Origin of the sequence: Moraxella sp. CTOTU47724, from assembly GCF_032014955.1 — a bacterium.
In the GTDB taxonomy this organism is placed as follows: Bacteria; Pseudomonadota; Gammaproteobacteria; order Pseudomonadales; family Moraxellaceae; genus Faucicola; species Faucicola tetraodonis.
In genome coordinates this window covers 14,106-37,246 of the sequence record NZ_DALZSV010000011.1, presented here as the reverse complement: position 1 = coordinate 37,246, position 23,141 = coordinate 14,106, and the positions used below count along the sequence as shown (strand labels likewise).

At 44.9% G+C, this 23,141-nt stretch carries 21 protein-coding genes; 16 read left to right on the top strand and 5 right to left on the bottom strand.

All coding sequences use genetic code 11. From position 1 onward, the window contains the following. The first annotated feature begins 111 nt into the window (after window positions 1-111). The 6 genes from RTR63_RS04075 to RTR63_RS04050 all read left to right on the top strand — a co-directional run bounded on the left by RTR63_RS04075 (window position 112) and on the right by RTR63_RS04050 (window position 5,641). The gene (locus RTR63_RS04075; protein ID WP_312522798.1) at window positions 112-1,272 is read left to right on the top strand and encodes an acyl-CoA dehydrogenase family protein; all 1,161 of its coding nucleotides are present in this window, start codon (window positions 112-114) and stop codon (window positions 1,270-1,272) included. 29 nt (window positions 1,273-1,301) lie between these two features. After that, window positions 1,302-2,078: an enoyl-CoA hydratase gene (locus RTR63_RS04070; protein WP_312522795.1), complete on the top strand. Its 777-nt coding sequence runs from the start codon at window positions 1,302-1,304 to the stop codon at window positions 2,076-2,078. Next, window positions 2,041-2,532, top strand: a complete 492-nt coding sequence (locus tag RTR63_RS04065; RefSeq protein WP_312522793.1) for a hypothetical protein — start codon at window positions 2,041-2,043, stop codon at window positions 2,530-2,532. Before RTR63_RS04070 ends, RTR63_RS04065 begins: the two co-directional genes overlap by 38 nt. A 13-nt stretch (window positions 2,533-2,545) precedes the next feature. Further along, entirely contained in the window at window positions 2,546-3,742 is a 1,197-nt protein-coding gene (locus RTR63_RS04060) for an enoyl-CoA hydratase/isomerase family protein (protein ID WP_312522792.1), read from the top strand. Window positions 3,743-3,776: 34 nt separating this feature from the next. Continuing rightward, entirely contained in the window at window positions 3,777-4,703 is a 927-nt protein-coding gene (gene mmsB, locus RTR63_RS04055) for a 3-hydroxyisobutyrate dehydrogenase (RefSeq protein WP_312522790.1), read from the top strand. A gap of 122 nt (window positions 4,704-4,825) precedes the next feature. After that, window positions 4,826-5,641 carry a Cof-type HAD-IIB family hydrolase gene (locus tag RTR63_RS04050; RefSeq protein ID WP_312522789.1) on the top strand — a complete coding sequence of 272 codons (816 nt, stop codon included), beginning with the start codon at window positions 4,826-4,828 and terminating at the stop codon, window positions 5,639-5,641. Between the two features lie 103 nt (window positions 5,642-5,744). Here the strand turns inward: RTR63_RS04050 and RTR63_RS04045 are convergent, their stop codons facing one another. Next, window positions 5,745-6,500 carry an IclR family transcriptional regulator gene (locus RTR63_RS04045; RefSeq protein WP_312522788.1) on the bottom strand — a complete coding sequence of 252 codons (756 nt, stop codon included), beginning with the start codon at window positions 6,498-6,500 and terminating at the stop codon, window positions 5,745-5,747. Between the two features lie 286 nt (window positions 6,501-6,786). Here RTR63_RS04045 and xthA point away from each other — a divergent pair, with 286 nt between their 5' ends. Genes xthA through RTR63_RS04030 form a run of 3 tightly spaced genes read left to right on the top strand, consistent with a single transcriptional unit; the run spans window position 6,787 to window position 9,069 of the window. Next, window positions 6,787-7,599: an exodeoxyribonuclease III gene (xthA, locus tag RTR63_RS04040; RefSeq protein WP_312522787.1), complete on the top strand. Its 813-nt coding sequence runs from the start codon at window positions 6,787-6,789 to the stop codon at window positions 7,597-7,599. Between the two features lie 29 nt (window positions 7,600-7,628). After that, window positions 7,629-8,843 carry a bifunctional glutamate N-acetyltransferase/amino-acid acetyltransferase ArgJ gene (argJ, locus tag RTR63_RS04035; RefSeq protein WP_312522786.1) on the top strand — a complete coding sequence of 405 codons (1,215 nt, stop codon included), beginning with the start codon at window positions 7,629-7,631 and terminating at the stop codon, window positions 8,841-8,843. 43 nt (window positions 8,844-8,886) lie between these two features. Next, on the top strand, window positions 8,887-9,069 hold the full coding sequence (locus RTR63_RS04030) for an NF038104 family lipoprotein (protein ID WP_159374575.1): 183 nt from the start codon (window positions 8,887-8,889) through the stop codon (window positions 9,067-9,069). A gap of 69 nt (window positions 9,070-9,138) precedes the next feature. Here the strand turns inward: RTR63_RS04030 and RTR63_RS04025 are convergent, their stop codons facing one another. Both RTR63_RS04025 and RTR63_RS04020 read right to left on the bottom strand, forming a co-directional pair. Beyond that, a complete protein-coding gene (locus RTR63_RS04025) occupies window positions 9,139-9,915 on the bottom strand; it encodes a TrmH family RNA methyltransferase (protein WP_312522784.1) in 777 nt (258 codons plus the stop codon). Next, window positions 9,915-10,892, bottom strand: coding sequence for a class 1 fructose-bisphosphatase (locus RTR63_RS04020; protein ID WP_312522783.1), 978 nt, complete (start codon window positions 10,890-10,892; stop codon window positions 9,915-9,917). Before RTR63_RS04020 ends, RTR63_RS04025 begins: the two co-directional genes overlap by 1 nt. Window positions 10,893-11,188: 296 nt before the next feature. Here RTR63_RS04020 and RTR63_RS04015 point away from each other — a divergent pair, with 296 nt between their 5' ends. Genes RTR63_RS04015 through RTR63_RS04005 form a run of 3 tightly spaced genes read left to right on the top strand, consistent with a single transcriptional unit; the run spans window position 11,189 to window position 13,967 of the window. Beyond that, window positions 11,189-12,172, top strand: a complete 984-nt coding sequence (locus RTR63_RS04015; protein WP_409418195.1) for an aspartate carbamoyltransferase catalytic subunit — start codon at window positions 11,189-11,191, stop codon at window positions 12,170-12,172. 49 nt (window positions 12,173-12,221) lie between these two features. After that, a complete protein-coding gene (locus tag RTR63_RS04010; protein WP_312522781.1) occupies window positions 12,222-13,388 on the top strand; it encodes a dihydroorotase in 1,167 nt (388 codons plus the stop codon). Between the two features lie 54 nt (window positions 13,389-13,442). Then, window positions 13,443-13,967 (top strand): DUF2127 domain-containing protein, encoded by a 525-nt coding sequence (locus RTR63_RS04005; protein ID WP_312522779.1) that lies wholly within the window; start codon window positions 13,443-13,445, stop codon window positions 13,965-13,967. 85 nt (window positions 13,968-14,052) lie between these two features. Here the strand turns inward: RTR63_RS04005 and RTR63_RS04000 are convergent, their stop codons facing one another. Beyond that, window positions 14,053-16,074: a YihY/virulence factor BrkB family protein gene (locus RTR63_RS04000; protein ID WP_312522777.1), complete on the bottom strand. Its 2,022-nt coding sequence runs from the start codon at window positions 16,072-16,074 to the stop codon at window positions 14,053-14,055. A 250-nt stretch (window positions 16,075-16,324) separates the two neighbouring features. On the opposite strand from RTR63_RS04000, the gene wrbA reads away from it, so the two are divergent. Both wrbA and RTR63_RS03990 read left to right on the top strand, forming a co-directional pair. Then, a complete protein-coding gene (wrbA, locus tag RTR63_RS03995; protein ID WP_096488807.1) occupies window positions 16,325-16,930 on the top strand; it encodes an NAD(P)H:quinone oxidoreductase in 606 nt (201 codons plus the stop codon). 13 nt (window positions 16,931-16,943) lie between these two features. Then, window positions 16,944-17,366, top strand: a complete 423-nt coding sequence (locus RTR63_RS03990; protein WP_007116810.1) for a hypothetical protein — start codon at window positions 16,944-16,946, stop codon at window positions 17,364-17,366. Between the two features lie 65 nt (window positions 17,367-17,431). On the opposite strand, the gene RTR63_RS03985 is transcribed toward RTR63_RS03990, so the two are convergent. Continuing rightward, the gene (locus tag RTR63_RS03985) at window positions 17,432-18,100 is read right to left on the bottom strand and encodes an alpha/beta hydrolase (RefSeq protein WP_060995107.1); all 669 of its coding nucleotides are present in this window, start codon (window positions 18,098-18,100) and stop codon (window positions 17,432-17,434) included. A 245-nt stretch (window positions 18,101-18,345) separates the two neighbouring features. Here RTR63_RS03985 and hrpA point away from each other — a divergent pair, with 245 nt between their 5' ends. Together hrpA and RTR63_RS03975 are read left to right on the top strand one after the other, a co-directional pair. Further along, window positions 18,346-22,539, top strand: coding sequence for an ATP-dependent RNA helicase HrpA (gene hrpA / locus RTR63_RS03980; protein ID WP_312522818.1), 4,194 nt, complete (start codon window positions 18,346-18,348; stop codon window positions 22,537-22,539). Further along, window positions 22,526-23,002, top strand: coding sequence for a hypothetical protein (locus RTR63_RS03975; protein ID WP_312522774.1), 477 nt, complete (start codon window positions 22,526-22,528; stop codon window positions 23,000-23,002). The genes hrpA and RTR63_RS03975 overlap by 14 nt, the downstream gene beginning before the upstream one ends. Window positions 23,003-23,141 lie beyond the last annotated feature (139 nt).

Here is a 23,141-nt window from a genome sequence, read left to right as displayed (position 1 = left end):
AAAAACGTTATAGCCAATATAGCCAAGCGTCGTGATTTTGCATTAAGTTAAAGCAACGCTTGGCAACGACTGATGGCATGGATGTAATTTAGCCATAAAAAGGAATTTACCATGAATTTTTCCCTTACCGAAGACCAACAAGCCTTTGCCGATTTGGCTGCTCAATTTGCTGCCAAATCGCTAGCACCTAACGCTGCCGAATGGGATGCCACGGGCTATTTTCCCAAAGACGTGTTCAAAGCCGCAGGTGAACTGGGCTTTATGGGGCTTTACACCAACCCTGATTTTGGCGGACTGGGCTTGCCGCGCCTTGATGCGGCAATTATCTTTGAAAAACTGGCATATGGCGATACGTCAACTGCCGCATTCATGACCATTCACAACATGGTCGCTTGGATGATTGGCGAGTTTGCCAAACCCGAGGTTGCCGAAAAATACTTGCCTGAACTATTAGCGGGCGAAAAATTGGGTAGTTACTGTTTGACAGAGCCTAATGCTGGCTCAGATGCGGGTTCATTAAAAACCAAAGCGGTCAAACAAGGCGACTATTACCACATTACTGGGCAAAAAATGTTTATCTCTGGGGCAGGGGCGACCGATGTGCTTATCGTGATGGCGCGCACCTCGGACAATGGGGCAAAAGGCGTGTCTGCCTTTATCGTTGATGCCAATAGCGATGGTATCAGCTACGGCAAAAATGAACATAAAATGGGCTGGAAAAACCAACCGACCGCGGCGGTGCATTTTACCGATGTCAAAGTCCCTGCCGAAAATCTACTGGGTGAAGAAGGACAGGGCTTTACCTTTGCCATGAAAGGCTTGGATGGCGGGCGTATCAATATCGCCACGTGTGCGGTGGGTACGGCTCAAGCTGCTCTCGACCGTGCGGTGCAGTATGTACAGGAGCGTAGCCAGTTTGGCAAAACCCTTGACCAATTCCAAAACGTGCAGTTTAAACTTGCTGATATGCTCACCCATTTGGTGTCGGCACGCCAAATGGTGCGATTGGCGGCGTATCATTTGGATAGCAAATCGCCCGATGCCACGGCGTATTGTGCGATGGCAAAACGCCTTGCCACGGATTTGAGTTTTGATATCGCCAACCAAGCGCTTCAGCTACACGGTGGCTATGGCTATCTACAAGAATATCCGCTAGAGCGTCATGTACGCGATTTGCGCGTTCATCAAATCCTAGAAGGCACCAATGAAGTGATGCGGATGATTGTGTCTCGCAAAATGATGGAAGATGGGGCGTTAGCAAGATTGCAATGAATTTAAAGGCATTTTAAAAGGAATTTACCATGTCAAATTACACCAATTTAAAATTAACCATCGACAATCACATTGCGGTTTTGACGCTCAATAATCCGCCTGCACACACTTGGACAAAGGACAGCTTAGCCAGTTTAAAGCAGCTCATTAGCGATTTAAACGCCAACAAGCAAGTCACCGCTTTGGTGGTGCATGGCGATGGCGAAAAGTTCTTTAGTGCAGGGGCGGATTTAAACAGCTTTGCCAGTGGTGACAAAGGACAAGCCGCGGAGATGGCAATGGCGTTTGGCGAAGCGTTTGAAGCGTTATCAAGCTTCCGTGGCGTGTCGATAGCCTGTATCAACGGCTATGCAATGGGCGGCGGTCTTGAGTGTGCGCTTGCCTGTGATATCCGCATTGCTGAAAGTCATGCCCAAATGGCACTCCCTGAGCTATCTGTTGGTTTGTTGCCATGTGCAGGCGGTACGCAAAACTTGCCGTGGCTGGTGGGTGAAGGCTGGGCAAAACGTATGATTTTATGCGGTGAGCGTATCAAGGCAGATAAGGCGCTGCAAATTGGTTTGGTGGAAGAAGTCGTGGAAAGTGGCAAAGGGTTAGAAACGGCTTTAGAATTGGCTCAAAAAGTGGCGAAGCAATCCCCCGATGCGATTGCGTCGAGTAAAACCTTGATTATGTCGGCACGTTATCAGCCACCAAGTTTTAACTGGATAAAGGAACGTGAGTTATTTATCAAGTTATTTGATGGCGATAACCAACAAGAAGGCGTCAATGCGTTCCTTGAAAAACGCTCGCCAGAGTGGAAATAAACAAAAACTATTTATGAGTGAAATTCAACTATTCTTCATAACCGATATTACCAATTTAGTTTTTGCATATGAGCACCCATTAAATGAAGAATGGGAAAATAAACTACTAATAAAAAATCATTATATTTATATTGATGATAAATTACTTAGATATTTAGCCGATAGTTTAGAATGGGTTAATTTTAGTGTTGATGATAAAGACGTGGTTTATCAAGGATTAGATTTTGAAGGTGTGAATACGCTTTATCCAAATCAAATCACTAGTTTTAAAAAGTTAATTTTGGCTTGGGTTGTACTTTTTGAAAATGCAAACCAAACATTTGATTTAAACCGTTTTAACCAAACTCAAACTTTTGATAAATCCACTGTTTTAAAGCAACTTTATCAATTAGTTGAGTTTTGTCAGATTGTTGAAAATAACCCAAATAAATGCTTAGTACATATCGGACTATAATAGGAAAATAAAAATGAACGAGGAAAATCAACAACCTGTAATATTTGAAACGATAGCCACCCAAGACGGTCACTACATCGGCACGATGACATTGAACGACCCGAAAGCCCTAAACGCCCTAAGCGTCGATATGTGCAAACTCATGGCAGCGCAGTTAGGCAAGTGGGCAACTGATGACAGCATCGTCGCCATTTTGCTCAAAGGTAGTGGCGAAAAAGCCTTTTGTGCAGGGGGCAATATCCGCAAACTGTACGACAGCATGATTGACACCCCGCCCCAAGTGCCTATGCAGCAGCCCAATCCGTACGGGGTTGAATTCTTCGAAAACGAATACAGCCTATACCGGCAAATGCACTTTTACCCAAAACCCCTTATCTTGTGGGGTAATGGCATTGTCATGGGCGGTGGTATGGGCTTGATGGCGATGTGTAGCCATCGTATCGTCACCGAAACCACCCGTTTTGCCATGCCGGAGATTACCATCGGCTTATACCCTGATGCCACAGGTTCGTGGTTTTTGTCGCGTATGCCTGCCAAAATTGGGCTATTTTTGGGCTTGACAGGGGCGAACTGCAACGCCAACGATGCGATTTTCTCTAGCCTTGCTGAGTATGCCGTGGCAAGTAGCGAATACGACAAAGTGATTAACGCGCTAAAACAAGCCAATTGGCAAGCTGACAGCAATTTACATGATATCGCAAGCCAAGCCTTAGCTAAAATTCATCATACTGAGCACTTAGCAGACAGTCATTTGATGAAGCATTTTAATACCATCCAAACGCTAGTGAACAAAGGCTCAGTGCATGATATAGACGCAGCCTTGCGCGATGACAACTTCACCAAAGTCAACGGCGAAACGGATAAATGGCTTACCAAAGCAGTCGAAACTTATCGGCACGGTTGCCCAGTCAGCGCAGCATTAACGGTTGAGATGTTTAAACATGCCAGCAAATTATCGCTTGAGCAAGTGCTATATATGGAGATGAATGCGTCGCTACATTGTGTCAATTACCCCGATTTTCGTGAGGGTGTACGCGCTTTACTGATTGATAAAGACAAATCGCCAAAATGGAGCAAAACCCTTGATGAATGCGATGCCCGCTATATCCAGTCACATCTTGCGTCAGCTTTCCCCAATAGCGAACATCCATTTGAGTCTTGGTTGGGTAGCGATTCACTCTCAGCAAAATTAGCCAAACTTGCTGTATAAAGTTTACAAACACCACAACATACAAGGAATGTATATGTCAAATAATCAACAAACAGCCATTAAAAAAATTGCCTTTATCGGACTTGGTAACATGGGCAAACCGATGGCAGAAAATCTCATCAAAAATGGCTTTGCCTTAAACGTATTTGACCTAAACACCGCCGTGCTAGACGACCTTGCCAAACAAGGGGCAAACGTGGCGACTTCACCTGTGGACGCAAGCAAAGAGGTGGATATGGTCATCACCATGTTACCTGCAGGTCAACATGTCAAAGAGGTGTATCTGGGTAAAGACGGTAATCTAGGCTTGCTCGATGTGGTGGGTAAAAATACCTTGCTGGTCGATAGTAGTACCATCGCAGCGAGTGATGCGCGTGAAGTTGCCGAAGCTGCGGCAGATAAAGGCATTCAGTTCATGGATGCGCCCGTATCAGGCGGTACCGCAGGGGCAGCAGCAGGGACACTCAGCTTTATCGTGGGCGGGCAAGCTGAGCAATTTGAGCAGGTCAAACCCGTTTTAGAGGCCATGGGAAAAAATATCTTTCACGCGGGCGAGGTCGGTGCAGGTCAAGTCGCCAAAATCTGTAATAACATGCTGCTTGGCGTGATTATGACAGGGACAGCCGAAGCCATGAATTTGGGCGCCAAAAATGGATTAGACCCAAAAGTCTTAGCCAGTATTTTGTCAGCCAGCACCGGTCGTAACTGGGCGCTGGAAGTGTGTAATCCGCATCCCGATGTTGGTGATGCCATGCCATCAAGCCGTGGTTATACCGGTGGATTTATGACTAAACTCATGCTTAAAGACATGAACCTTGCTAAACAAACGGCCGATGATACCAAGGTGGTGACACCAATGGCAGACCAAGCCACGGCACTGTATAGCAAACATAGCGAGCAACATGGGGATAAAGATTTCTCAAGCATTATGGCGCATTATGATGCGAACGTTCTGCAATAAGTTTTGGCATTCAGCAAAAAGCTAGGATTTTTTTCTAGCTTTTTTCTAGTCGTTAATTCAAAAGTTAACCCAAAAATAGGGTAGAATTAGCGTCAATTCCAATTTATCGCATTAGTTTTATTATGTCTAAGCCAACAGCACGCCCCAAAAAACCGAAAATTGTCTTTTTTGATATTGATGATACGTTGTACATCAAGCAGCAAGAAAGAGTGCCGCAATCCGCGATTGAGGCACTCAAACAATTAAAGCAGCAAGGCATTATGGTCGCTATCGCTACGGGTCGGGGTCGTGCGGTGTTCCCCAAAGCTGTGTATGAGCTCATTGAAACCGTGGGTATTGATGTGCTGGTCACCATCAACGGTCAATGCAGTCATCACCAAGGTGAATTATTAGCGCATTATCCGATGACCACTGCGCAAATTAAACTGATTACCGATTATGTTGAATCAAACAATTTATCGTATGCCTACATGACCGATACGGAAATTATCGCGTTAGCGGAGGATGATGCACTGTCAGAAGCTTTGAATTCACTTAAAATAGCTTACCGTACTGCCCGTCATGATGACATTGATTTGTCGATACCTATTTATCAAGTCGTGGCATTTCATCCTGACAACACGCAGGTAAATTTTGAATTTCCCTCGACTTTAAAAGTCATGCGCTGGCATAAAAACGGTATCGATATTCTAGATGCGACAGGCTCGAAGGCCCGCGGCATTGCGCAGGCGCTCAATAAACTGGGGCTGGATTTTGAAGATGCGATGGCATTTGGCGATGGGGTGAATGATATCGAAATGCTACAGACAGTCGGCTTTGGCGTGGCGATGGGGAATGCCCATCCCGATGTGAAAGCGGCGGCTGACTATGTATGTCCAGCTGCGTGGGAAGATGGTATCTATCAAGGCTTACAACATTTGGGTTTGTTACCACATTGATTAGCCAGCAAATGTTTAAGCCTCGCTATGTTATATAAAATCTATCAACAAAATTGCTTTGAGCGTTTTAACTTTACCTTGTCAAAAGTGTCAAGGATAACATTTAAATTTCCCCAAAAAACGCATCACGAATATCATCGGCAGCTTTTTGCATATCAGGTACAAACCCAATCAAGTCATCGAGGGATTTGCGCGTTTTAGGTGCGGTTGTGTACAGTGAGCCGATGTAACGACCTTGGGTGTCATTGATTGCCACAGCAATTGAGACCGCTTGGGCAATATATTCTTCATCAGAAATTGCATAGCGCTGCTGGGCTACCTGTTCAAGGCTTTGATTGAGCACATCCCTATCGGTAATCGTCGCAGGGGTGATAGCGGTTAACGATAAATTTTTTAGTAGCGTCACTCTATCATCTTTTGTGAGCGTACTGAGGTAGATTTTACCAGCCGCCGTACACCAAATGGGTGCTTGCGAATCAGTGGGCATATACACTTGTAAGGCAGAAGGACAAGGTACGCGGTCGGTATATACCATGTTGACGTAATAGGGTACCGCCATGCCACAGGTTTCACCGATTTTATCCACCAGTATTTGCAAAATCGCAAATCGCTGAATCGCCACTTGCTGGCTTTGCCACAGATGAATCGCCATATGCCGCGTACGCGATGCCGGCACAATCGTACCATTGATATCGACCCGCACAAAGCCTTCCTCTTGCAGCTGCTGTATCAGTCGGTGCATGGTCGGTTTTGGAATATCCAAAATCTCAGACAAATCCAGCGGCGATAAAGGACGCTGTGCCGCAGACACGGCTTCGATGATTTTTAAAACACGGGTAATAGAAGAAACTCGAGCCATTATAATTGTCTTTTTAAGTCTAAGGTCAGCACGTCGCCAGAAAAAATTGAAAAAAAATTTTGCAAAGTTGGCAGTGATTAAAGTGCAAGGTTTTTTGATTATACCAAAATTTTTTTAAACTTCACCTGCTATTTGCGGGTTCATCCTGCATAACCTCAGTGTTGCAGACCCAATATGCTTTCAAATTGAGCTTGCGGGCAATATCCGCTAATATAGTCGGCATTTAACGCTTGACCAAGCCACATTTATCAATACCAAGCCACATTTATCAATTTGGGGAAAACACATGCCGCGTTTTGTCAGTTTTAATATCAATGGATTGCGGGCGCGCCCACACCAGCTTGAAGCCATTCGCGATATCATCGCGCCCGATGTCATCGGGTTACAAGAAACCAAAGTACATGATGACGCATTTCCGCTAAAGAGCGTGCAGCAATTGGGCTATCATGTCGAATTTTTTGGGCAAAAATCTCATTATGGCGTGGCGTTATTATCACGACAAAAACCTATTTTTGTACAAAAAGGCTTTCCAACCGACAGCGACGATGCGCAGCGACGATTTATCCATGCGCGCTATGATTTTAATGGCAAATATATTGATGTGCTTAATGGCTATTTTCCGCAAGGCGAAAATCGCAAGCATGAAACCAAGTTTCCGATGAAGCGCAAATTCTATGCTGATTTAACCGACTATATCTTGCAGCTCAAAGCAGAACATCGCAGTATGATTTTGATGGGGGATATGAATATTGCGCCGCTTGATTTTGATATTGGTATTAGCGAGGATAGTGTCAAACGTTGGCTAAAAAATGGCACGTGCTCGTTTTTGCCAGAGGAGCGAGAGTGGTACAAAGCCTTGCTTGCGACAGATTTGCATGATACTTATCGGGCGTTATATGCCGACGGTCAAGCCCTGAGCTGGTTTGATTATCGCAGTAAAGGATTTGACGATGAGCCAAAACGGGGACTGCGGATTGACCATATCTTGATGACGCCTGATTTGGCGGATAAGCTCAACGGTGCAGGCGTCAGCTATGATTTGCGTGCCATGGAAAAACCCAGCGACCATGCCCCGATTTGGGCAGATTTTTTGGATTAATCAATTAAACAACAGTAAGGAGCGCTCTCATGCCAGTTGGCAATGTCGAACTTGTAAAATTAAACCCAGTGAAAGGGGTAAAAATTGGCATCACCGAAGCCCACGTGCGCTACGCAGGGCGCAAAGACTTAACGGTTTTTGACATCATAGCGGGCGCAAATACCGCGGTTGTCACCACGCAAAACCAATTTTGTGCCGCGCCTGTACAGTTGCTGCGAGAATTTATCGCCAAAGACAGTCCCCGTTATTTGATTGTCAACACAGGCAACGCCAACGCTGCCACGGGTGAAGACGGTAAACAGCGTGCCAAAACAACTTGTGTGGCATTGGCAGAAAAAACCGCTGTCGCGGCCGAGCAAGTATTGCCTTATTCCACCGGGGTGATTGGGGAAACCTTGCCGGCGGATAAAATCATCGCCGGGTTAGACAGCGCCTTAGCCAATTTAAGCGACGATAATTGGCTTGGCGCCGCCCACAGTATCATGACCACCGATACCACCCCAAAAGGACATAGCGAAATCGTGGAAATTGATGGTACAACTTACACGGTGACAGGTATCTCAAAAGGGGCGGGGATGATTCGCCCCAATATGGCGACCATGCTTGGCTTTGTGGCAACCGATGCCAACATTGAAAAATCATTGCTACAAAATATCTTGACCGACACGGTGAATCAGTCATTTAACCGCATCACGGTGGATGGCGATACCTCGACCAATGACTGCTGTACGTTGATTGCCACAGGACAAGTTGGGGAGGTGATTGACAGTGAAAATCACCCGCATTATCAAGCGATTTATGAGGCAATTAACAAGGTGATGATTCGAATCGCTCAATTAATTGTACGCGATGGTGAAGGGGCAACCAAATTTATCACGGTCAAAGTGACAGGTGGTGAAACCGCTGAAGAATGTGCCAAAATCGCGTATGAAGTGGCGCATTCACCGCTGGTAAAAACCGCATTTTTTGCTAGCGACCCAAATTGGGGGCGTATTTTGGCAGCGGTAGGTAAAGCGGGCGTGCTGCTCGACCAGTCAAAAGTGGCGGTATCACTCGATGATGTGCGTATCTGCGAGCGTGGCGGCTTGGCACACGACTATACCGAGGCGCGTGGTAGTGAGGTAATGAAGCGTCCTGAAATTACCATTCATATTGAATTGGGTCGTGGGCAGGCGAGTGATACTGTCTATACCTGTGATTTATCATACGAGTATGTCAAAATCAATGCTGATTATCGTTCTTAAAGTCAATCTTAAAGTCAATCTTAAAGTCAATTAAAGGTAACGAATGAAAAAACTAACCACCCTGCTTTTTTTGCTGACTACCGCTGTTATCTTACAAGGGTGTGTGCATAAAATTGTCACTGTCCCTGTCAAAGTTGCCTATAAGACCACCAAAGGGGTGGTCAAAGGCACGGTAGCCGTCGCTAAAGCGGTGATACCAGGTGATAGTGAGGACAAAAAAGACTAAACACAGGCTGTCTAGTGATTTATGTCACACTCATTCACTGATGGCATTGATGGCAATCGTGTATGGCAATCATGCGTAGCGTCTTTGCCGTAACATTTCATACAGACACAGTGACCCTGCTATCGCCACGTTTAAGCTTTCTTGACCATTGGGCTGTGGTAGGGCAATCGGGGCAGATTGACTAAGTAACCTCTCATCGACGCCTTGTCCTTCATGCCCCATAATCAAGGCTAGCGGTTGTCTCAAATCAGTCTGATAAATAATATGATCGGTATGTGAGCTCGTGGCAAACATCGGCACTTTGACCTTCATCAAAATCTCATCTACGCTGATGCCTTCATAAATCGTTAAACTAAAATTTGCCCCCATGCCCGCTCGCAAGGTTTTGGGCGACCACGCCGATGCGGTGCCCATCGTACAGACAATGGTTTTAATTCCCACGGCGGATGCGGTGCGAAATAGTGTACCCAAATTGCCATTGTCTTGGACACCATTGATGATTAAGCAATCGCTGGTAATGGGCTGATCAAAGTCTAAATGCGGCATGTCAATCATCGCCATGATGGGCAGGCTCTCGCCCAGCGTGCGAATCTCTTTATACAGATTATCGCTGACCGTTAACGTTTTTACCTGGTTAAGCCGACCCAGCAGGGCGTTGATTTCGTCATTGTGCAAACCACTTTCACTGACAATCACGGTGTCGGGCGTGAGATTGGCGTTGAGGTACGCTTCAAGCAAATGCGTGCCTTCAATCACGGTTTTGCCCAGTTTCTTACGCTGGCGCGACGCAGTGAGAAGGGCATGGGCAGTTTTGATGGTTGGGTTATCTTTTGAAGTGATAAGCATTATTTGACTTCTTTATGTAATTTTTTCACATATTCAACTTCGTTTTTTGCCCCCAGTACCACAGGCACCCGCTGGTGGATACTGGTCGGCTCGATATCCAAAATACGATTGACTGCATCGGTGCTCATACCTCCTGCTTGCTCAATCAGCAAGCTCATCGGATTGGCTTCATACATCAGACGCAGTTTACCCGGTTTATCAGGGTGTTTGGTGTCAAATGGATAACTAAAAATCCCCCCACGGCACAAAATACGGTGAATATCGCCCACCATCGCCGCCACCCAGCGCATATTAAAGTCTTTACCGCGCACGCCAGTTTTTCCCGCCGTAAACTCGTCAATATAACGCTGCATGGGTGGCAACCAATAGCGATAGTTGGAGGCATTAATCGCATACTCCTTGGTATCTGCGCTAATTTGCACTTGGTCTTTGATTTGCACAAACGCTTTGGTGTCTGGGTCAAGACTAAACATGGCGACACCCTTGCCAAGCGTGATTGACATCACAGTGGAGGTGCCATACAAAATATAACCCGATGCCAACTGCGCCGTCCCTTTTTGCAAAAAGTCCTCATCTGTCGCAGGGTACCCTTGGTTGTTGTAGGGTAAAATCGAGAAAATTGTACCGACTGCCATATTAATATCGATATTGGATGAGCCATCAAGCGGGTCAAACAGTACCAACACGTCGCCATCTTGATTGGCAGGGGTGGCGTTATCTAATTCTTCAGAGGCCACACCCGCGCAGTGTGGATTGCTGCTCAAAGCGTCTAGTAACAAATCATTGGCAATGACATCGAGCTTTTTTTGCTCTTCGCCCTGCACGTTTTGGTTACCCGCTTCGCCCAAAATATCTGCGAGAGCGCCGCGTTTGAGCAAATCGCTAATTTGAATACCGACTTTGGTAATGGTGGTAATGATGTCGGCAATGGCAGGTTGGGCGTTTTGCGCGGCAAGATAAGTTTCAAGATTTGACATAAGTAGACCTTATTATAAAATTATAAATTAACACCCTAAGCCAATCACATACGATTAAGCAGTGTGAATTTAGACCTGATGAATTAAAAAAAATATAGACAATTTGCCGCAAATTGTAGCACTTTTTGACCCGTCTTATCAGCGATAATCGCAAAATATTGGCGTATTTATTCCAGCCGATTTACGGTAAAATAGGCAAAATTTATACAAATAACAACAAATCTAGGTGGCTGATGAATATTTTAAACACCCAAACCCTATCCAACGAAGCGCTACAGAGCAAGCTTGATCAAGCGATGGCAAAGCCAGAACTGACCGCAGCAGGCGATTTGCGGCATTTTATCGGTGTAGAAGGGTTATCCAAAGCCCAGCTGATAGCCATCATCGAAAAAGCCAATGGTTACTTAACCGACAATGCCGGTCGCCCCAATAGCATCCGTAACAGTGATGAGCTTGAAGGCTGTACGGTGATGAATTTGTTCTTTGAGAATTCTACCCGTACTCGCACCACCTTTGATGTGGCTGCCAAACGTCTTGGCGCCAGTGTCATCAGTATCGATATTGCCAAATCCAGTACCCAAAAAGGCGAAAGCTTACGCGATACGCTGTGGAATCTTGAAGCCATGACAGCGGATATCTTTGTGGTGCGTCATTCATCGAGTGGGGCTGCGCATTTTATGGCAACCGAAGTCACCCCAAATATTGCCATCATCAACGGTGGTGACGGCTGGCACGCGCATCCGACCCAAGCCATGCTCGATATGCTCACGATTTATCGTGAAGCGCCAAGACCGTTTAAGGAATTAACGGTAGCGATTATCGGCGATATCAAGCATAGCCGCGTTGCCCGTTCGGACATTGCAGCGCTCAAAACCTTGGGGGTTAAAGAAATTCGCGTCGTGGCGCCAAAGACATTATTACCAAAAGGCATTGAACGTTATGGTGTCAATGTCTATAACGATTTGAATGCGGCGGTGGTTGACTGTGATGTCATCATTGGTCTACGTATTCAAAATGAGCGTATTGGCTCGCCGCTGTTGCCATCGACATCCGAGTATTTTAAAGCGTATGGCATTACCACCGAACGCCTTGCCCTTGCCAAACCTGACGCGCTTGTCATGCACCCAGGACCGATGAATCGCGGCGTTGAAATCTCATCAGCTGTTGCCGATGGCGAGCAATCGGTGATTTTAAAACAAGTCAATAACGGCATTGCGGTACGTATGGCGGTGTTGGCACTGGCTATGCAAGGGCAACGTGCCGCGCGCAGCGCATCTTAAATTTAGCGAAAAAAATGACAAAGTAGGCAAAACCAAAGTAGGCAAAACCATGACGCTTCAAAATCTTTTACCTGCCAACTGGCAATTTGATACCACGCAGCTTAACCCTATCGACAGCGATGGCAAATGGCTATTACCGCCGCTAGTGGATTTATGTGCGCGCCTGCGTGAACCTGGACACCAGTCGCATGGTACATTAAAATCAGAAGGCGCCGCGGCTCGAAAAAACGGTTTTTTGCATGTAGTTATACCACCCGATACCAACCCAGTGCTTGAGAATGGCTCATTACTGGCAGGCTTGCGAGAGCGGGCTTATCAAGATGGTGGTATTCATCTGCATATATTGGGCGCGATGACCGCAGGTCTTGAAGGTGAAAAACCCGCCAATATGCTTGGGCTGAAGCAAGGTGGCATCATCGGGGTCAGCAATGCTCGTCGCAAATTCGCCAATGATGACGTACTACTGCAAGCCCTTGATTATGCAGCGACCTATGGCATCAAAGTATTTTTTTACCCTGATGAACCCAGTTTATCCAAAAACGGCGTCGCCCATGATGGCTACATCGCATCTTATCACGGTTTGGCAGGGATTCCTTGGATTGCTGAAACGGTGGCGTTATCCAAGCAGCTGTTGATTGTCGAAGAAACAGGCGTATCGGCACATTTTGGTCAGCTGACCACCAAATCCTCGATTGATTTGATTCGCTGGGCGAAACAAAGGGGCTTGCCGGTGACCTGTGATGTGGCGATGCACCAGTTACATTTAACCGATGATGCGTTGATTGGTTTTAATGCCTTGGCGTATGTGTTGCCGCCCCTGCGTTCCAATACGGATAAAAAAGCACTGCAAGAAGGCTTGCAAGATGGCACGATTGATGCGATTTGTAGCCACCATGAGCCATTGGCAAAAACCGCTAAACAAGCGCCATTTGCGGAGTGCAAACCCGGTATTAGCAATTTTGATACTTTTATGGGGCTCGCTTGTCAATTGGTCAAAGAGGGTATTTTAACCCCGCAGCAGCTAGTAGAAAAAATCGCACTCAACCCTGCCAAAATCGCTGGAATTGAAGCTAGCTATCATCAAACGGGTGGGGCGGTGCTGGTTGACCCCAATCTGACTTGGACGGTGACAAAAGAATCGATGATATCGCAAGGCAAAAATACGCCATTTATCAATAGCGAACTGACAGGGAAAGTCGAGCAAGTCTATTTTTAGGCTTGTTTAAAGCTTGTTTTAAGTTTGTTTCAAGATTGGATACGGTAATTAATCATGCCAAAGGCGTTTAAGCAGTTACCCCCGACAGTGCCTAATAGGCATCATGCCAAGAACGCCATCATTATGGTCGCTATCTATGAGCTGGTAAAAGGATTGGTAGCGGTGGGGGTGGCGGCTATTATTTTTGTAGGGCATGATAAATTGCAATGGATTGCGCGGGTGGTTTCACAGGCGCTGCATCGTATCATGGGTATGGCACTGCACCACCAAATAGAAGCACTGAATCACTATGCTTGGGTCGCCAACCAAAATTGGCAAAAAGCCTTTTGGATAGTCATGGGCTATGCGCTGCTGCGTTTTGTGGAAACCTACGGTCTTTATCGAGATAAGATATGGGCGTATTGGTATAGTGTATTGGGCTATGGCGTGTTTTTGCCGCTTGAGGTTTATGAGTTATTTAGCCATCGGTTTAATTGGCTTAACTTTTTGATACTGCTAGTCAATATCGTCATTGTTGTGGTGGTCTATCGCAATATGCGCGCCAAAGGGTTATTGGGTAAAAAGATGACACAAGCTTAAGCTATCGATAAAAAAAGCGAGTAAAAAAGGGCAGAATCTGCCCTTTTTTACTCGCCAAACTAGCTGTCTGTTCTAGTTGTCTGGTCTAGCTATCTGGTTTATCTTTTTCGGTAATGATACGCGGGGATTTTTTGTTTGCATTGGCTGCAATTTTTGATTTGATAAAATTAAAAGGATTGTACGGGCTATCGAGTACGATAGCCGGTACAATCTGACGAATTTTAGCCATTACCGCTGTATTATCACCTTTCGCTTTGTCATCATCCGTTAGGATTTTTGACTCGACTGTTTGGGTGGTAGTAATTTCATTGCTAAAACTCGTGTCATCTAAATTACTAATATCCCAACGCATATTGTCAAAATTATTGGCATTTAAATAATTATCAATCGCAAATTTATGCTCGTCTGGGGCATTGCCATTTTGTGTGGATGAGGGATTGGCTTTATTTTCGCTATGACTGTCGTATTCACTGTTACTTTCTTCAAGCGTTTTTAGTGGATGTTTGTCATCTAACCCCTTATCATTTGACAAGTGTGTCTGATTATCATGACTTTGCTTAGCAACTGATGATTCATGTGATAATTCATCCGATAACTCTTCGTTATTTAAGGCATTAAAATCACGCGGTTGACTCGATAAGCTACCTTGACCTTTAAAATCAAGCGTACCATCAAAGCCAGTCGCTTGCTCGGCGTCGGTTTCTTTGATGCGTTTATCCTCATTGACCACGTCACTGACTTGACCGCCTGATAGACCTGAGCCTTCACGTTGACCGGCTAGTTTGTTGCCTTTACCTTTATCTTTTTTTCCCTTATCTGGCTCGATGTCTTCGGCATTTGGAGCCTGACGCGGTGCGATACTGTCAAAAATACTTGCCATCGACACATCAAAATTATATTTGAGCATGGCTTCACCACGCGCTAAGGTATTAATCCATTGCACAGTCCAAGGCGCGTTATTTTTAAGTTTTCGCAAATCCTTTTCATGCGGCAAAGGATAGGGCATATTTTGATAAAAATCCCAAAAACTATAATCATCGAGCGAGCGTTTAAGGACATATTCATCTTTGTCACTGGTGGTGATGAGATTGTTATCTTGTAAAAAGCTAATATAAGTGTACCAATTTGGCATCTCTTGGCGACCTAGCACATCACGCAGACCGGCTTCGGTGACGACATTGCCTTTTTTATGCTCACGGTACAACACGTTTAGCATATCCATCAAACTAAACAAAGCATGACGTGGGAAAATTTCTTTGGTCTCAAAAATGGTCAAACAGTAGCTGATTTGTACGCCAAGCAGGATAATATTCCAAGAAATATAAATCCAAAGTAAGAACAACGGCAAAATTGCAAATGCCCCATACACCGCTTTATAACTGGTAAAGTTATCAACAATTGCACCAAAGGTGAGTTTTAAGATTTCAAAGATAATTCCAACCACAACACCGGCAACCAGCGCATGTTTAAAACGCACTTGGCAGCGCGGGATAAACCAATACATGGTCACCAACCCCATCAGCACAATCGCAATCGAGCCGATTTGTACCCAAATCGCCCAGTCAATCCCATAACCGCCAATTTTTTGATTTAAAAAGCTCAAACTTTGCACGGTACTTGAGATAATCATGACGATGGCAAGCACAATAGGTAACAGGGTAATAATCACCCAGTAACGCACAAGATTGAGCCAGCTAGTCTCTTTTTTTTCAACACGCCAAATTTGGTTAAACGCGGTTTCAATCGTCATTAAAGTGGAAATGGTGGTAAAAAACAGAATACCCACACCGATAATGGTTAGATTCGATGAATTACTGGTAAATTGGTTGAGATACTTGGTGACCTGTAATCCGGTACTGGGCAAAATATTGCTAAATATCAAGTTTTGAATCTGCTCACGCGCTTCTGCTAACTGCGGGATGGTGGAGAGAATCACCACCAACAAGGTTAAAATCGGCACAATAGACAGCAGCGTGGTATAAGTCAATAACGCAGCTTTTTGGCTACAATTATCATCGATAAAATTTTTGATAAGATACATCAAAAACTGCACCCATTTATGTTTAAAAATGGATAATTTTTTTAGTTTGGCAATGAGTTCATTCATAATAGTTCTTATTGATAAAAAATTTCAAAGTTTGACCATCAAATCGGCGAAAAAGGCAGTGATTGTATGGCAGTATGGTATCATATTCAAAAAAATTGTTTATTGAATTACTGTGAACAGTTTTGGTGTTTTGCAATTGTCAATCTGGCTAGTAGATTGCCTTGATCCTGCCATCAAAATTCATCCATTAACATTCATCCATGCAAAATAGTTTAACGTAACAATTATCAAAATTGATGTGAGAAAAACCATGAGTCAACCTTATATTTTAGTCTTGTATTACAGCCAAAATGGCTCTACCAAAGATTTGGCGTATCTGGTCGCACAAGGTATTGAAGACAGCGGCACGGGCATAGCCGCTCGGATTCGCACGGTACCCAAGGTCAGTAGCGAGACTGAAAAAGTTGCGCCAAGTATTCCTGATGAAGGTGACCTGTACGCCACCATGGATGACTTAAAAAACTGTGTGGGACTGGCATTGGGTAGTCCCACCCATTTTGGCAATATGGCAGCATCGATGAAGTATTTTTGGGATAATAGCGTCACAATTTGGCTCGCGGGGGATTTGCAAAACAAACCGGCATCTGTATTTACCAGTACGGGTACCATGCACGGCGGGCAGGAGACGACTTTGACTAGTATGATGACGCCGCTACTGCATCATGGCATGGTAATTGTGGGAATTTCGTACAGTGAGCCTGCGCTCAATACCACGAGCCAAGGTGGAAGCCCGTATGGTGCAAGCCATGTCAGTGGCGCAAAGCATGATCACATCATGAGCGCAGACGAAAAAACATTAGCCATCGCCCAAGGTAAGCGTCTAGCCAAAATTGCCAAGGCATTACAAGCGTTATGAGAAAACAAGCATTATGAGAGAAAAAGACTCGCACTCACTATCTGCCCCCAAACCCATTTATCCCATCCACCGCCGCTTAACCATAGTATGGTGGGTTTGGCTGGGGTTTCGATTGCTGGCAGTACCGCTATTGACGCATTGGTTGGCAAGTGCAAAGCCTGCTATGGTCGGCGGGATTGCTTGGCAAGCTTTATGGTTGATACCTGCGCTCTTATCAACGCCTTATATTGTCAAAGGCAAAAGCCCATACGCGCTACTTCTGCTAAGTATGCTTACTTTTGTATATTTGGGGGGCAGTGGTATGGTTGCACTAAAATACGGGTATCAAACGCATTGGGGATTGATGGCTGTGTGGTTGGTGGATTTTGTTTTGCTAGGATGGGTCAATTACTGGTTATTTATTTTGTTAAAACGACTGCCAAAAATGAATGGCTAATTGCTAAAAGAGCGCAGCATGTCAGGTACGCTCTTTTTAGGCTAAAAAATTATGCTAAAACATCGTTAGGCCAACACATCATTTAGCCATTTACCGATAATTTTGAGTTGCGGCATACACACTTGATGCGCCATTGGATAGCTGTAAAACTGCGGCTGATAACCTTTTGACTCAAGCCATGCTTTGGCTTCTTGCCCAAGCTGTACTGGGACAACAGGGTCTTGTGTACCATGATGAATGGCAATGTTTAGATTTTTATTGGCATCACTTAAAGTTAGGCTGTCTTTGGTCGCTAAATAAGTCGATAGGGTTAACAGTCCGGCTAATGGTTTGTCATAGGTTAACGCGGTTTGATAGGCGACCGCACCGCCTTGTGAAAATCCAGCAATCACGATATGCTCAGGCGATACACCGCGCTCGGCTTCACGCGCGATTAATTCTCCAATCGAGCGGGCGGATTGTTCAATCTGTGCGGTGTCGATTTTGCGCTCAAGCGACATTTCCAAAATATCATACCAAGCTGGCATCACATAGCCTTGGTTGATGGTTACAGGAATGGCGGGGGCGTGAGGAAATACAAACCGTATGCCATGTTTGCTATCGAGTCCCAAGTCAGGGACGACTGGCTCAAAGTCATGACCATTTGCGCCCAGTCCATGTAGCCAAATCACCGCTCTATCAACAGGCAGATTGTTGGGATTGTGAATGACTTCAACCGTTTTTAATAAACTCATAAATTCTCCTTTCATGTGAAACACAAATGTCATAAAAATTAATTGTCATAAAAATAATTAGCCGATAGCTTAAAAATAGGGATAACGCTTGATTTTAGCTTATTCATACCACATTATCTAGGCAATGTTTACCATAAGAATAGCCTAAGTGAATGAAAGAACTTATATCGACTGCTGTACCATTAAATGATTATCAACCAGACAAGCCTCAAACAGACAATCACCATGGTGTGAAATTACCGGTCATGGCAAAAGACAGCTATTATCTGTCACGCCTTGCCCAGCAGTTAAAACAAATCAAAGACAAAGAAAGCGAAGACTATACGTCAAGATTTGACCGTTACCAAAAACAACTCAAACACTCGCAAGACAGGGTGCAAAGCCGTATCGCCAGTCTGCCAACCATACATCTCAACGAAGATTTGCCTGTCAGCCAACAAGCCGATAGACTCATCAAAGCCATCCAAGACCACCAAGTCATCATCGTGGCTGGGGAGACAGGCTCGGGCAAAACTACCCAATTACCTAAGATTGCCATGCTCGCAGGGCGAGGGGTAACAGGACAAATCGGACACACACAGCCAAGACGATTAGCGGCGCGTAGTGTGGCAAATCGCATTGCTGAAGAATTAAGAGAAACACTCGGACAGACAGTGAGCTTCAAAGTGCGTTTTACTGAGCAAGGCTCATCCGATTCCATTGTCAAACTGATGACCGACGGTATTTTGCTTGCCGAAATGGCGCATGACAAGTTTTTGAGCCGCTATGATACCATTATCATTGATGAAGCCCACGAGCGCAGTCTTAACATTGACTTTATCATGGGTTATCTCAAGCGTTTATTGCCAAAACGCCCCGATTTAAAGGTGATTATCACCTCGGCAACCCTCGACACAGCAAGGTTTAGCCAATATTTTTCTAGCGTTGATAGTAAAACCAAACAAGCGACGCCCGCGCCTGTATTTGTGGTTGAAGGTCGCAGTTATCCCGTGGAAGTGCGCTACCGTCCGTTGACGGAGGAGATTGTCACAGGTTCGGATGATGACAGCTTTGATGATGTCGAAGATAACTTGCCGCGAGCGATTACCGCAGCGGTGGAAGAGTGCTACCAAGACGCTGCCAGTAAAGGGCATGCTGACCAAGCAGATATTTTGATTTTTGCGGCAACAGAAGCGCAAATTCATGATTTGGCAGATATTTTAAATCAATATGCCCCCCGTCATACCCAGATTTTGCCGTTATTCGCCCGTCAAAGTTTTGCCGAGCAGCAGCAGATTTTTCACCCGACAGGCGGTCGTCGCATTATCATCGCCACCAACGTTGCCGAAACCGCCTTGACCGTGCCCAATATCCGCTACGTCATTGATTTGGGATTTGCTCGGATGTCACGCTATGACTATCGCTCGCGGGTACAAAGACTGCCGATTGAAGCGATTAGCCAAGCTGCCGCCAATCAACGCAAAGGTCGCTGTGGTCGTATCGCGGCAGGCGTTTGTATCCGTTTATATTCAGAGGAAGACTTTACCAGCCGCCCCGAATTCACCGAGCCTGAAATTCTGCGTACCAATTTGGCGTCGGTGATTTTGCAAATGGCAAACTTGAGTCTGGGTGAGGTAGAAAACTTTGACTTTATCCAGCCACCCGACAATCGACTGGTCAATGATGGGCGTAAACTATTAGAAGAATTGGGTGCGATTGCCACTAAAAAAACTGAAAATAGCCTAAGCATAGCTAATAACAATAGCAAAGGTCAATCCAAACGCCATCCAAATCAACTTACCAAAGTCGGTCAAATGATGGCAAAAATGCCCATTGACCCTCGTTTGGCACGTATGCTGATTGCAGGTGAGCAATACGGTTGTCTCAAAGAGCTATTGGTGATTGTATCGGGCTTGTCAGTACAAGACCCTCGAGAACGCCCGAGCGATAAGCAAACCCAAGCCGACCAAAAACACGCATTATTTCGCCAAGCCGACAGCGATTTTTTATTTTATCTCAGTCTTTGGCAGGCAATTCATGGTGCCTTATTTAAAAGCGGTGGATTTAAAAGCAGTGATCTTGACCGTCAAAAAAATGAAACGCTAGATGATGAAGCCGCACCAATCGCGCAAAGCCCGTATGAAAACGACAAACTAACCAACAGCCAACGTAAAAGCTTTGCCAAAAAACATTTTTTAAGCTCGCCGCGTTTACGTGAATGGCAACAAACCCATAGCCAGTTGTTGCAAATGGTTGATGGCTTAAAATTAACCATCAACCAAGAGCCAGCCAGTTATGTGCCTATTCACCGAGCATTGCTCACAGGTCTGCTATCGTTTATTGCCCAAAAAGTCAATGACGTCGATAAAAGCGGCAAGCTAATCAAAGCCAAACGCGGCGAGTATGTCACCGCGCGTCAGCACAAAGCCAAGATTTTTCCTGCCAGTACCTTGTTCAAACAAAATCCGCTATGGGTGATGGCGTTTGAGGTGGTTGAGACCTCGCAGGTGTTTATGCGTACCGCTGCCAAAATCGAGCCAGAGTGGATATTGGCGATGGCAGGGGATTTGCTCAAATACCATTATTTTGAGCCGCATTGGTCAGCCAAAACGGGGCATGTCAAGGCATACGCCCAAATCAGCCTGTTTGGTCTGATTGTGGTACACAAACAACTGATGAATTATGAGCGAGTCAATCTTACTGAGTCTCGAGAAATCTTTTTGCGAGATGCCTTGGTGTTGGGCAATCTGAATGCCCCGTCCACAGGCGATGGTAAAAAGGGCAAATTGCCGCCATTTTTGCAGCATAATATAGATAAAGTCGCTGATGTCTCCTTGATTGAAGATAAGCTGCGACGTCGAGACTTGCTGGTTGATGAAGAGCAATTATACGACTTTTATGCCAAGCGAGTGCCTGAGCATATCGCTAGCCGTAAAGTATTTGAAGATTGGCGAAAAGAAGTAGAAAAAACGGACCCACAGTTTTTATTTTTTAGTGATAAAGATGTACTCAACGAACAAGCACCCGCTACCCAAGCTTTCCCAGAAACGTGGCAACTGGGTAATCTGAAACTACCCCTGTCGTATATTTTTGACCCGACTAGCGACGATGATGGCGTGACCATTAAAGTCCCGCTCGTTGCCTTACCACAGGTTGATGCGGTTGAATTATTATGGGGTATTGCAGGGTGGCGCTATCAGCTGGTTTTGCAGCTATTAAAGACGTTGCCCAAAGATATTCGCCGTCAAATCGTGCCTGTGCCCGATACCGCCAAACAAATTTTTGACACGCTTGAAAAAAACCACCATGGCGGACTGCTAAGGCAACTGTGCCAAGCCTTAAACCAGCGCGGCGTGCGTGGGGCAAACAACCAACTTGTAGAGCCAAAAGACTTTAACCCAAGCGAGGTTGAAACCTATTTGCAGCCACAAATTGCGTTGGTCGATGACAAAAACCGCCTGATTGAAAAAGGGCGAGATATTGACGCATTAAAACTGCGCCATCAAGTCACCACAAGCCAAGCCGTCGCCAGTGGTAAAGGCGTACATAGCGAGTTTCCCGAGCATTTTAACTTTATGCAAAACCGCCACAGTGCAGGCGTGATGATCAAGCAGTTTTCGGCGCTGGTTGCTGATGGGCAGCCAAGCTATAGCGATAAAAAGGCTGTGTCTATTCAGCAATTTACCGATGTCAGTGTGGCACTCAACAAACACCGTCAAGGCTTGCTTGCTTTAATCGGCAATGAACTTGGCGCAAAAGCCAGACAGCTTACCAGCCAAATTGATAAAAACTTTAAACTTGCCTTTGCCCCACTCGGTGAGCTTGACAGACTCAAAGATTTACTGATTCATGCCACGCTTGATGCCACTTTTGAAAAATTTGTTGCAGAGTTTGACCATGAAAAATTCACGGCAGGGATTCATGATAAAGAGTTGGTGATAGCCATCAATCAGTTGCCTTTGACGTTGGATGAATTTAACCAAGCCAAAGCCGTGGTGCTTGCCAATTTCTTAAGCGTTGGGCAAAGTGTACTAGCCCAGCTAAAATTGGTGTATGAGCAGTGGCAGCAAATTCGCCAAAAACTGCTACTACTTGACCGTGATATTTTTGAAGAAAGTATCGAAGATATCGAAGACCAGCTCGATGATTTGAGTTTGTCGGACTTTGTGTATCGCATGAGTTATCAAGATTGGCAGCAATATCCGCGTTATTTGCAGGCGTTGTTGGTGCGACTTGATAGGCTTGAGCACAATTTGGATGCCGATCTTGATGCCGTTTATCAGCTCGATAAACACATGGAAAGGCTGTCTGTTAAGGGTAATGATGAGACAATTATGCCGTATCGTTGGTTGGTTGAGGAGTTTCGGATTCAGCTGTTTGCCCAGCCGATGAAAACCCGCGTGCCAGTCTCAGATAAGCGCCTAGAAAAATTGTGGGATGAGTTGAATGTTAAACATTAAAACAGTATTTGTAACTATTTTACTCCCATTCATCAGTTTAAATGTTTTAGCGATTGAACCAAAAACTATCACTAAAAATCACGGTTTATCACACTTAAATGATAAACCAAGTGACAAGATTACCATTGGTATTAAACCGTTTTTTGACCCCAAAATGAGAAAAATTATTATCAATGATTTAAACTCATTAGGTGGATTCGATGCAGTAGAACAAAATGTGGGTACTAAAAATATTCGCTATATTGTTGAAAATCAATTGATTCAGCAAGGCAATATCTCTGTTATAAAGTTTGATATGGTTGATACAGTAACCCAAACATCTTTATACGGTATCCAGCAAATACCAATCAAAGATTTTTCACAATCAACAATAGTAAGTCACAAAATTGTAGATAGGATTTATGAGTTGGTTAACACTAAAAGGGATTTTAGTTTAAAGATAAAATACGTTTCTACAAATTGAAAAATTCTTGAACATGATTTTTTAATTGATAATGCTAAAAATGGAAGTGATGGTTGAACGAAACAATCGTGATAAAATTTGGTAATTTATGCTAAACCTAGTAAAATAGTAAGATTAAATTATTTTCAAAGTGACGTCT